Genomic DNA, 11,922 nt, shown 5'->3' on the forward strand with positions numbered 1-11,922 from the left:
GGATAAAGGTGGTAGATTATTCTCAGGAAAAGAGAAACCCAATTCGCGAATGGAATCATCAGACACGCTTTTCCGGCAGAGGACGCTCTGAATCCTATATGATCTGGAGGAATTCATGATGTTAAAAAGAAAATCATTTTCTGCCTTTCTCATCAGTGCTGCGGTATTTTCAGCTGTGTTCTTGCCATCTTTTCATGCGAACGCCCAATCTGCCGTTATTGAAGCGAAAACCGTCAATAGTACGAAAGAATACGCGACGTCTGATATTGAAGTCACATACAAGCCGAATGCGCTGCTTGCCGTCGGGGCCGTTGAATTTCAATTTCCTGACGGGTTCAACGCCACTGTGAGGGACTCTGTAAACGGAAGAACACTGAAAGAAATGCAAATTCTCAACTACGGAAAAACGGTCAGACTTCCGCTTACCCTTGACTTATTGGGCGCGTCTGAATATAATCTCGTCCTGGTGCGTAAAAACCTTCCGCGCGCGGGCACGTATACAATTAAAGGCGATTACGTAAACGGTTTGGGGGCCGGCAGTCTCTATGCCGAAACAAAGCTGGTTATTGACCCGCGTTAATTGGGATGAAAGAGGCTGACAACAGCCTCTTTTTTGATGCGCAAAATCCTGGCATGAATCTTGCATATAAAAAGGGGTGTAACGACAATGTGAAAGGGATTGATGGGTTTTGGTGTAAAAGCGCTTACATTTCGTTCTGCCGGTAATTGAAGCTTACACGTAAAATACGATGAGGTGATAAAACATGTCAGCCAACCCGCTTTCTAAAAGCACTCAGAAAGATGAAGAAAAAGAAGTTCTTAATTTGTTCTTGTCCACACAATCGATCATAAAAGAGGCCCTGCGCAAACTGGGCTATCCTGACAATATGTATGAACTGATGAAAGAGCCGATGCGGCTATTGACCGTACGCATCCCCGTCAAAATGGACAATGGTTCAGTACAGGTTTTCACAGGCTACCGCTCACAGCATAATGACGCAGTCGGCCCGACAAAAGGGGGCGTGCGGTTTCATCCGGAAGTCAGTGAAGAAGAGGTTAAGGCGCTTTCCATCTGGATGACTTTAAAATGCGGCATCACAAATCTTCCTTACGGGGGCGGAAAAGGCGGCATCATCTGTGATCCGCGGACGATGTCATTCGGAGAGCTGGAACGGCTGAGCCGCGGATATGTGCGCGCGATCAGCCAGATCGTCGGCCCGACAAAGGATATTCCGGCTCCCGACGTATATACCAACTCGCAGATTATGGCATGGATGATGGACGAATACAGCCGCCTGAGAGAATTTGATTCACCGGGATTCATTACGGGCAAACCGATTGTTCTCGGCGGTTCACAGGGTCGGGAAACGGCGACCGCGCAAGGCGTCACGATTTGTATTGAGGAAGCCGTTAAGAAAAAAGGGATTCCATTGGAAAATGCGCGGATCATCATTCAGGGGTTCGGAAATGCGGGGAGCTTTCTCGCTAAATTTATGCATGACGCCGGCGCCAAGGTGATCGGCATCTCAGACGCCCACGGGGCTTTGTATGACCCTGACGGCCTTGACATTGATTACCTGCTGGATAAGCGGGACAGCTTCGGTACGGTGACGAATCTCTTCTCTGATGTCATAACGAACCGGGAGCTGCTGGAAAAGGACTGTGATATTCTCGTGCCTGCCGCAATCTCCAATCAGATAACGGCTGAAAACGCCCATCACATTAAAGCCTCAATCATTGTGGAGGCGGCGAACGGCCCGACAACGATAGACGCCACGAAAATCCTGAATGAAAGAGGCGTGCTTCTCGTGCCGGATATTTTGGCAAGCGCCGGCGGCGTGACGGTGTCTTATTTTGAATGGGTGCAAAATAATCAAGGCTTTTACTGGTCTGAAGAGGAAGTCGCCGGAAAACTGCGCAGCGTCATGGTGAATTCGTTTGAATCCATTTATCAGACAGCGCATACCCACAAAGTCGATATGCGTTTGGCCGCCTATATGACAGGTATCAGAAAGTCGGCTGAAGCGGCCCGGTTCCGCGGCTGGGTATAAGTGTTATCCGCAAAGAGATTTTGCATCAGTTATATAGCGGATCGCAAAATTTCTTTGCGTTTTCAGATTGCAGCTGACAGATTCGGACAAGCTTTCGGCAAAGATTATCTTTTTTTATCACAAATTGCTATGCTGGTATGCTTCTTGCATCTTTATTAAGCGTGAGCACACATTACAAAATACGGGGAGGAATTCTAATGACAGTTTCATACGCACACGAACCATTTACAAATTTTCAGGAAGAGACAAATAAACAATCGTTTCAGGAAGCGCTGGCTTATGTGAATTCACAGCTCGGCAAGCATTATCCGCTTATCATCAACGGTGAAGCGATTGAAACGGATAAAAAGATCATTTCCGTCAATCCGGCAGATAAAAAAGAAGTGATCGGTTCTGTATCGGCAGCCGGAAAAGAACTTGCGGAAAAGGCCATGCAGGCTGCGCTGCAGGCATTTCAAACATGGAAAAAAGTACGGCCGGAACACCGCGCGAATGTGCTGTTTAAAGCGGCGGCGATCATCCGCAGAAGAAAGCACGAATTCTCCGCGTACCTGGTGAAAGAAGCGGGAAAACCGTGGAAGGAAGCGGATGCGGATACGGCGGAAGCGATCGACTTTTTAGAGTATTACGCCCGTCAGATGCTGAAACTGAAAGACGGTTCTCCTGTAAAGAGCCGTGACGGAGAATATAATCAGTATCACTATGAGCCGCTTGGGGTGGGAATCGTCATTTCTCCATTCAACTTCCCGCTTGCGATCATGGCGGGAACGGCGGCGGCAGCCATCGTAACAGGCAACACGATACTTCTGAAACCGGCGGATGCGGCGCCTGTCGTGGCGGCGAAATTCGTAGAAGTGATGAAAGAAGCGGGCCTGCCGGACGGCGTGCTCCAATTCATACCGGGCGACGGAGGAGAAATCGGCGACTATCTGGTTGAGCATCCGAAGACGAGATTTGTGTCGTTTACAGGCTCCCGCGCGGTCGGATGCCGCATCTATGAACGCGCCGCAAAAGTACAGCCGGGCCAAAAGTGGCTGAAACGGGTCATTGCCGAAATGGGAGGGAAAGATACGGTGCTTGTAGACAGAGATGCTGATCTTGATCTTGCCGCTTCCTCAATCGTGTATTCCGCCTTCGGATTCTCAGGCCAAAAATGTTCAGCCGGTTCGCGTGCGGTCATTCATCAGGACGTCTATGATGAAGTTGTTGAAAAAGCCGTCGCTTTAACAAAATCACTCACCGTCGGAAGTCCGGAAGATTTTGATACATACATGGGGCCAGTCATCCACGAAGCATCTTATAATAAAGTCATGAGTTATATCGAAATCGGCAAAACAGAAGGAAAACTCCTGACGGGAGGCGAAGGTGATGATTCAAAAGGATACTTTATTCAGCCGACCATTTTTGCGGATGTTGATGAAAACGCCCGCCTGATGCAGGAGGAAATTTTCGGGCCTGTCGTCGCGATCTCAAAAGCCCGTGATTTCGACCATATGCTTGAGATTGCCAATAATACCGATTACGGACTGACGGGCGCTCTGTTATCGAAAACCCGCGCGCACATTGAACGCGCCCGCGAAGATTTTCACGTCGGAAATCTATACTTCAACCGCGGCTGTACGGGAGCGATTGTCGGATACCAGCCGTTCGGCGGCTTCAATATGTCAGGAACCGATTCGAAAGCCGGAGGACCTGACTATCTGATTCTTCATATGCAGGCAAAAACAACGTCTGAAGCCTATTAATCTTTCGGAAATAGCGCGATGAAAAAAGAGTCGCGCTATTTTCTCTATATGAGGGTAAGGAGGATGGAATATGTATCAGCAGCTCAGCAAAATGCTTCCGGAGGAGAAAATAGAAGCCATTACGAAATCACTAGTGGCCTTAAACAGCATCAACGGCACATTGGGAGAAGGAAAAAAAGCCGACTATATCAAAGATATGATCAAGAGCTTTCCCTACTTTCAGGAGAATCCGTCACATGTGTGGGAGCAGGCGATTCCTGAGGACCCTTACGGCCGCAAAAATATTTTCGCATTTATTGAGGGAAACGGCGAAAGCCTGAATACGGTCATTTATCACGCTCATCTTGATACGGTCGGCATCGAGGATTTCGGCCCTTTAAAAGATATCGCTTTTGATTCCGACCGTCTCGCGGAATATTTCTCAAACTATGAATTTGATCGGGATGTGCAGCGGGACGCCCGCTCAGGCGAGTGGATGTTCGGAAGGGGTTCGGTTGATATGCAGAGCGGTATTGCCGTTCATCTCGCCAATCTGCTTCACTTTTCTGAACGGCGCGATCAGCTGCCGGGCCATATTCTGTTCATGGCAAACCCGGATGAAGAAAGCCAGCATTCCGGCATTTTAACCAGCATTTCTGAATTAAAACGGCTGAAACAAGAAAAGCAGCTTCGTTATTTAGCAGCGATTAACAATGACTTCATCACGCCGCTGTATGAGGGTGACACGACAAGGTACATATACACGGGTGCGGCAGGGAAGCTTTTGCCTTGCTTTGCGATTTACGGGCGGGAGGTGCATGTCGGAGATACGCTGTCCGGCATCGATCCGAATTTGATCGCGTCAGAAATCACCAGAAGAATTCACAACAATATTCATATGGCGGAAAACATTGAAGGGGAGCTTGTGCTTCCGCCGACCTGCCTCTACCAGCGTGACAATAAGGAAGCGTATAACGTGCAGACCGCCGTCAGCAGCTATGTCTATTTTAATTATTTTATTTACGAGAAAACCGCCAAAGAAGTCATGGATCAGCTGACCGCCGTGGCTGACGAAGCCTGCAAAGAGACAGAACAAAAATTATCTGATTATTATGACGAATACTGTGAGAGAACGAGCCTGCCGAAAAAAGAGATGTCATGGAACGTTCAAGTGTACAGTCTGGAAGATTACCTGAAAAGGCTGAGAAGCCGCGGGATAGACCCTGCACAGTGTATCGGGCAGGCATTTAAAACATATGAACATCTTGAACTGCGGATGAGATGTTTTAAAGCCGTCGAAGAACTGCAAAAACTCGATCCTGAGCAGGGAGCCAAAGTCATTATTTTCTATGCGCCGCCTTATCTTCCGCACAATTATCTGAAGGAAGAAAGCACACGGGACCGGCTTTTGCAGCATGTCATTCAAGAAGCGGTCGATAAAACAGCGGCATCAACCGGAGAAACATTCGTCTTTAAAAAGTTTTTCCCTTATTTAGCGGACGGAAGCTTTTTATCGCTGCATGAAACAGACGAGGAGGTCTCCGCCTTTACCGATAATTTTCCGGGCTGGGATGTCATCGGGACGATTCCTTTTAAAGAAATCAGGGAATTGAATATTCCGTCGGTCAATATAGGGGTATACGGAAAGGACGGCCATAAATGGACGGAACGCGTGTACAAACCGTACACATTCCATGTGCTGCCGGAACTCATTCAGCAGACGACAATGCACCTTTTGCACAGCTACCGATTAGACATACGCACAAATGGCTGACATAACGGAATAAGGGGGATGTATATGCAGGGAGATACCAATCAAAATGAATTGCAGCGCACGATGAAGGGCCGGCATTTGTTTATGATCGCCCTCGGCGGCGTGATCGGGACGGGGCTTTTTCTGGGCTCCGGTTTTACGATCAGTGAAGCGGGGCCGATCGGCGCGATATTGGCTTATGTGATCGGCGGATTTTTAATGTATCTGGTGATGCTTTGTTTGGGGGAGCTCGCGGTCGCTATGCCGGTCGCAGGATCATTTCAGGCGTATGCCGCAAAGTTTCTCGGGCCGTCGACGGGATTTACGATCGGATGGATGTACGCATTCAGCTGGGCCAATACAGTGGGGCTTGAGCTGACGTCGGCGGGGATTTTAATGCAGCGATGGTTTCCGGCCGTTCCGATTTGGGTGTGGTGCCTGGTATTCGGCGTCGTCATTTTTTCCATTAACGCGCTGTCTGCACGGAGTTTTGCGGAAATGGAATTTTGGTTTTCCAGCATTAAGGTCATGGCCATTGTATTGTTTATTATTCTCGGCTGCGCTGCGGTATTCGGCTTTGTCGGTTTTAACGGCGGGCAGACGGCTCCGTATCTGTCAAACTTTACGACGGACAAAGGGCTTTTCCCGAACGGTGCCCAAGCCGTGCTGTTTACCCTTGTCATGGTGAATTTTTCATTCCAGGGTACCGAACTGGTCGGAATCGCCTCGGGAGAAAGCGAAAATCCGGAAAAGACGCTTCCCCGCTCGATCCGAAACGTCATATGGCGGACGCTGTTTTTCTTCGTGCTGGCGATGTTTGTTCTCGTGTCCATTTTGCCGTATCAAACGGCAGGCGTCATCGAAAGCCCGTTTGTGGCTGTGCTGGATAAAATCGGCGTTCCTTATGCGGCTGATATCATGAACTTTGTCATTCTGACCGCCATGCTGTCGGTGGCGAATTCCGGGCTGTACGCTTCGTCCAGAATGATGTGGTCCCTATCAAAAACTAAGATGGGCCCCGCTTCCTTAACGAAACTGACGAAAAAAGGCGTGCCTCTGAAAGCTCTTTCCATCACCATCGCCATCTCCGGTTTATCCCTGCTGACAAGTGTAGTCGCGGCTGAAACGGTGTATGTGTGGCTCATTTCCATCTCCGGTATGATTACCGTCGTCGCGTGGATGTCAATCTGCGCTTCACAATTCGTTTTCCGGAGACGCTTTCTCGCTGAAGGAGGAAATCTGAAGGACCTGGCATTTAAAACGCCTCTTTATCCGATTGTGCCGATTCTCGGATTTTCGGTTTACGGTCTTATCTTAATCAGTCTCATCTTTATCCCCGACCAGCGTATCGGTCTGTACTGCGGCGTCCCGCTGATGATCATCTGTTACGCGTATTATCACTTCGGTATCAAAAAACGCCTGAAGCGTGAGCCGGCTTCTTCGGAAAAAGGCGCTGCCGGATAAGAAAAAAAGCCCTCCGCTTAAAGCGGCGGGCTTTACTTTGTGTTTCGTTTGGCCGACAGAACATAGGATAGAACGGCACAGAACTGAAAACCGAAAATGCTGACGGCCATCGGCCAGGCATTTTCTTCTCCGGCAATACCGACAAGGGGAGCGGCTGCCGCACCGCCGATAAAGGGCAGGAGTCCGAGAAGAGCCGCAGCGCTTCCCGCGCCTTTCTCCTGTTTCTGCATAGCCAAAGAAAATCCCGTCGTCGTGACGATCCCGACAGAAGAAACAATGATGAATAAAGAAATGCAGACCGCCGCCAGGCCTAAACCAAACGCAAGTGATAAAAGCAAAGCGATGCTCCCGATGACGGCAATCATCAGACCGGAGACAAACAGCTTCCGTTCATCATGTGTTTTGGCCATCCGTCCGGTGATTTGGGTGGCGCATATGATTCCCGCACCGTTTACGGCGAACAGCAGGCTGAACATTTGGGCCGATACGCCGTAGATGTTTTGCAGTACAAACGGCGACCCGGCAATATATGCGAACATGCCGGTCATCACAAATGCCTGGCTGAGCGCAAATCCCATAAACATCCGGTCGCCAAGCAGGCCGCGAAACGTCATCAGCGTCTCCCGGAGTCCGCCGCTTGTCCGCTTTTCCGGCGGGAGTGATTCAGGCAACGCCGTAAGCACGGCGGCAGAAATGATACAGCCGATCACCGCCAGCACGATAAATACGATTTTCCAGCCGGCGAACTGAAGGATAAATCCCCCTGTAATCGGCGCTAAAATCGGCGCCGCCCCATTGACGAGCATCAGTAATGAGAAAAAAGCCGTCAATTCTTTTCCGGAATACATATCGCGTGCGGAAGCCCGTGCGATGACGATTCCGGCCGCCCCGGTGAATCCTTGAATAAACCTCATGACAATTAAAAACGAAACAGAAGGGCTGAAGGCGCATAATAAAGAAGACAGCGTATAAAGCAGCAATGACAGAATCAGCGGCTTCCGGCGCCCGATCATATCACTGAGCGGCCCGACAACGATCTGCCCGACCGCCAGCCCCAAAAGACAAAACGTCAGGCTCAGCTGCGCAAGTGACGCTGTCGTATGAAGATCGGCCGCCACTTCAGGCAAAGCGGGCAGATACATATCGAGCGAAAGCGGCCCGAATGAAGCGAGCGTCCCGAGAATCAGTACCATGCCGAGGCCTGCGCGGGCGGCCTTTGAATCAGCGTTATTCATTTCATGACCCCCACCTTAACAAATGATTCTATCACTATAGCATAACCAGACGGTGTATTTTATATCATTTATTGAATATAAACTAAATATTTTATTTAAAATCTGAATGTAAATAAAAAATCAGAATTAGTTTTCATTTGAAATGTAAAATGAAATATAAGGATGCTAAACTATAAAACAACAAAAGGTAGAAAAGTTTTACGGAAGAGGTGTTCAAAGAGCATGAACAGCAAACAAACCGATCACATCGAAACGAAACGCCGATTTCCGGTCTGTCTCGCGCTTGCTTTGACATTAGGCGTATTTGCCGCGGGTTCTGAAGAGCTGGTGATTTCTCCGCTGCTTCCGGATTTAGCGCAGGCTTTCAGTTCGGATGTCAGTGTGCTGGCGCTTTCCATCAGTATTTACGGAGTGATGATTTTTATCGGGGCGCCGCTTCTCGTTCCGTTGGGAGATAAATATTCCCGGGAACTCAGTCTGCTGGCGGGACTGCTTATATTTACGGCCGGCACGGTGATCTGCGCGCTGGCGCACAATCTCTTTTTCTTCTTTCTGGGCAGGGCGCTTTCCGGGCTTGCGGCGGGTGCGTTTGTGCCGACAGCATACGCGGTGGTCGGCGACCGTGTGCCTTATGCGTACCGCGGCAAGGTGATGGGTCTGATCGTGTCAAGCTGGTCGCTCGCTTTGATTTTCGGTGTTCCGATCGGCTCTTTTATCGGCGGCGTTTTGAATTGGCGGTGGACGTTTTGGATTTTCGCCCTGATGTCTGTCCTCGTTGCTTCGCTCATTTTCATTGAGGCGCGCCGCAGCACGGCGGATGGGGATAAAACAGAAGAGGAAAACGGACGGCAGGCAGGCACTTTCCGGGACGCGCTGAAGGTGCCCCGTGTCCCTGTATACCTCACGATCACTTTTTGCAACATGATCGGTTTTTACGGCATGTATTCCTTTCTCGGCACATATCTTCACCGCGTGCTGCCGGGTGGGAATACAGCTTCAGGGCTGCTGATCATGGTGTACGGAATCGGTTTTTCCATGAGCGTGTTCACCGGAAAAATCGCAGATAAGGCGGGGAAAATGCGCTCTTTGATCGCGGCATTGGCCGTGATCAGCATATGGCTTTCCTGTCTCGCCTATGCGCCGTCATCAATGCCGTTTTTGGTCATCGGGTTATTCGTCTGGGGATTGATGCAAAGCCTGACGGTGACCTTGCTCAGCACTATTTTAAGTGATTGCTCACAGAGCCGTCGGGGCAAAATCATGGCATTTTACAGTCTGGCGTCCAATTTGGCCGTCACCTTGGGTTCTGCTGTCATGGGTCCGGTCTATGTCGGATACGGATATGCAGCTGTCGGATTTATCTGTGCGGCCGTCACCCTCATCGGCTTTGTCCTCAGCGTTTTCGCATACAGAAGGTATGGAAAATATGAGCATAAGACCGACCAATCATTGTATCGGTAAAATAAAGTTTCTATAATTTTGTAAATGTTAATTTTTAACACCTTATATCATAAGGTGTTTTCTAATATATAGGAATAATTATCAATATTTTCAAATAATATTGACAGCTTGAACGTCTATGGATAATATTTACTTAAAATTTAACAGATTGGTTGGTGCTCATGATTATATTGGATAATAGCATTCAAACAAAAAGCAAGGCTTATTCAATATCTAAACTGATTACGATCAACACGCTCGGTCCTGAAGGGACAAGCAGTGAGTACGCAGCAAAAAACTTCATCACCAATTTCACCCTTCTCCAAGGGGTGAACAGCAAATTATCACTGCATGATACATTTGAATCGTGCATTGAAAAAACGCTTCAAAGTCCGCTGGAATACACAATTGTGCCTCACGCGTATGACGGCATTAAGCACTTCTACATGAGACCGGATCTGCAGCTTCTGCAAATTTTCAGGTGCGACACCCCGATGTACGGCCTGGCTGTCCGGCCCGGTTTTGAGTATACGGATGACATGCTTGATAAGACTGTCATCGTATCCCACCCGTCTCCTATCAATTTGATTAAGTATTTTACCCGTAAAGATGTCACGTTTGATCTGGTGAACTCAACGAGCGCAGCCGCGAAAAGAGTGAAGGACGGTTTGTCCGACATCGCGCTGACAAATGAGCTGGCCAGACAAAAGTACGGCCTTCACTTTGTCAAAACATTTAAAAGCATTCCCATGAGCTGGTCATTATTCGGAAAAGGAGAGATTCATGATGAAAACTGAACAAGATTTGCAGGAACTTTATTTCCCGACGCCTAAATTAATAGAATGGGATAACGGAGTAAGACAATATTCGTCCGTCAGAGGCGATACGGAAGTTCTGCTTTCTTACGTTCCGCCGCATACAAACGTGGAACCGCATCAGCATAAGGAAGTCCAAATCGGCCTTGTCGTTTCCGGCGAGCTGTCCATGACTGTCGGAGATGTCACAAGAAAGATGACAGCGCTGGAATCAGCCTATATCGCGCCTCCTAACGTGCCTCACGGCGCAAGAAATGAGACGGATCAAGAAGTGATCGCCATTGATATTAAACGCCTGAAAGCCGGTGAAACCTATACAAGCCCTGAGGATTATTTTTTGAATATTTTTAAAACAAGAGACTTATTGCCTGGGATGGAAGTCACGTTCTTCGTGGAAGACTGGGTGGAAATCATGCTTGCCAACATTCCGGGAAACGGAGGAGAAATGCCGTTCCATAAACACCGCAATGAACAGATCGGCATCTGCATCGGCGGCGGCTATGATATGACCATTGAAGGCTGCAAAGTGGATATGACATTCGGCACAGCTTATTTCTGCGATCCGAGAGAAGATCACGGCGCCATCAACAGATTTGAAAAAGATTCAAAATCAGTCAATATCTTTTTCCCTCCGCGCTATAACAGAGCAAAAGCGAAAAAATTAGAGGCGAAAGAGTCATGAACCTGACGGATAAAACCGTCCTCATCACAGGGGGCGCATCAGGCATCGGTTATGCCGCGGTTCAGGCGTTTCTGAATCAAGAGGCAAATGTGGTCGTCGCGGATATTGATGAGACGCAGGGAGAAGCGATGATCCGGAAAGAAAACAATGACAGGCTGCATTTTGTCCGGACGGATATTACAGATGAACCGGCATGTCAAAATGCCATCCGGTCAGCGGTTGATAAGTTCGGCGGATTGGATGTGTTAATCAATAACGCCGGCATCGAAATTGTCGCCCCGATTCATGAGATGGAGCTGAGCGATTGGGACAAAGTGCTCAACGTCAATTTGACGGGCATGTTTCTTATGAGCAAGCACGCGCTCAAGTATATGCTCAAAAGCGGCAAGGGCAATATCATTAACACGTGCTCCGTCGGAGGAGTCGTCGCATGGCCCGACATTCCCGCGTATAACGCCTCTAAAGGCGGCGTACTGCAGCTGACGCGTTCGATGGCCGTCGATTACGCCAAACACAACATCCGCGTCAATTGCGTGTGCCCGGGAATCATTGACACACCTTTGAATGAAAAGTCGTTCCTTGAAAACAACGAAGGCACGCTTGAAGAAATCAAAAAAGAAAAAGCGAAAGTCAATCCGCTGCTGAGACTCGGCAAGCCTGAAGAAATAGCGAACGTCATGCTGTTTCTCGCTTCGGATTTATCAAGCTATATGACCGGAAGCGCGATCACCGCAGACGGTGGATACACCGCACAATAG

The 11,922-nt window shown here is 48.8% G+C and carries 10 protein-coding genes; 9 read left to right on the top strand and 1 reads right to left on the bottom strand.

What is annotated here, in order from left to right; all coding sequences use genetic code 11:
• The first annotated feature begins 118 nt into the window (after nucleotides 1-118).
• The 5 genes from bslB (at nucleotide 119) to ACWJJS_RS01625 (ending at nucleotide 6,992) form a co-directional block, all read left to right on the top strand.
• On the top strand, nucleotides 119-580 hold the full coding sequence (gene bslB / locus ACWJJS_RS01605) for a biofilm surface layer hydrophobin BslB (RefSeq protein ID WP_454023262.1): 462 nt from the start codon (nucleotides 119-121) through the stop codon (nucleotides 578-580).
• A gap of 184 nt (nucleotides 581-764) precedes the next feature.
• Nucleotides 765-2,051, top strand: a complete 1,287-nt coding sequence (locus ACWJJS_RS01610) for a Glu/Leu/Phe/Val family dehydrogenase (RefSeq protein WP_015387545.1) — start codon at nucleotides 765-767, stop codon at nucleotides 2,049-2,051.
• A 197-nt stretch (nucleotides 2,052-2,248) separates the two neighbouring features.
• Entirely contained in the window at nucleotides 2,249-3,796 is a 1,548-nt protein-coding gene (gene pruA, locus ACWJJS_RS01615) for an L-glutamate gamma-semialdehyde dehydrogenase (RefSeq protein ID WP_003150992.1), read from the top strand.
• Nucleotides 3,797-3,866: 70 nt separating this feature from the next.
• Nucleotides 3,867-5,549, top strand: coding sequence for a M20 family metallopeptidase (locus ACWJJS_RS01620; RefSeq protein WP_071392439.1), 1,683 nt, complete (start codon nucleotides 3,867-3,869; stop codon nucleotides 5,547-5,549).
• Nucleotides 5,550-5,573: 24 nt separating this feature from the next.
• On the top strand, nucleotides 5,574-6,992 hold the full coding sequence (locus ACWJJS_RS01625) for an amino acid permease (RefSeq protein ID WP_094247410.1): 1,419 nt from the start codon (nucleotides 5,574-5,576) through the stop codon (nucleotides 6,990-6,992).
• A gap of 32 nt (nucleotides 6,993-7,024) precedes the next feature.
• Here ACWJJS_RS01625 and ACWJJS_RS01630 read toward each other — a convergent pair whose 3' ends face one another.
• Nucleotides 7,025-8,227 (bottom strand): multidrug effflux MFS transporter, encoded by a 1,203-nt coding sequence (locus tag ACWJJS_RS01630; protein ID WP_014306037.1) that lies wholly within the window; start codon nucleotides 8,225-8,227, stop codon nucleotides 7,025-7,027.
• A gap of 222 nt (nucleotides 8,228-8,449) precedes the next feature.
• Here ACWJJS_RS01630 and ACWJJS_RS01635 point away from each other — a divergent pair, with 222 nt between their 5' ends.
• The 4 genes from ACWJJS_RS01635 to bacC all read left to right on the top strand — a co-directional run bounded on the left by ACWJJS_RS01635 (nucleotide 8,450) and on the right by bacC (nucleotide 11,922).
• Complete coding sequence (locus ACWJJS_RS01635; RefSeq protein ID WP_172615064.1) at nucleotides 8,450-9,688, top strand: MFS transporter; 1,239 nt, start codon at nucleotides 8,450-8,452, stop codon at nucleotides 9,686-9,688.
• Between the two features lie 161 nt (nucleotides 9,689-9,849).
• A complete protein-coding gene (locus tag ACWJJS_RS01640) occupies nucleotides 9,850-10,464 on the top strand; it encodes a bacilysin biosynthesis protein BacA (protein WP_003150997.1) in 615 nt (204 codons plus the stop codon).
• The gene (locus tag ACWJJS_RS01645; protein ID WP_003151000.1) at nucleotides 10,454-11,164 is read left to right on the top strand and encodes a cupin domain-containing protein; all 711 of its coding nucleotides are present in this window, start codon (nucleotides 10,454-10,456) and stop codon (nucleotides 11,162-11,164) included. The genes ACWJJS_RS01640 and ACWJJS_RS01645 overlap by 11 nt, the downstream gene beginning before the upstream one ends.
• Nucleotides 11,161-11,922, top strand: a complete 762-nt coding sequence (gene bacC / locus ACWJJS_RS01650; protein WP_128974137.1) for a dihydroanticapsin 7-dehydrogenase — start codon at nucleotides 11,161-11,163, stop codon at nucleotides 11,920-11,922. The genes ACWJJS_RS01645 and bacC overlap by 4 nt, the downstream gene beginning before the upstream one ends.

The organism is Bacillus sp. JK106 (assembly GCF_053663355.1).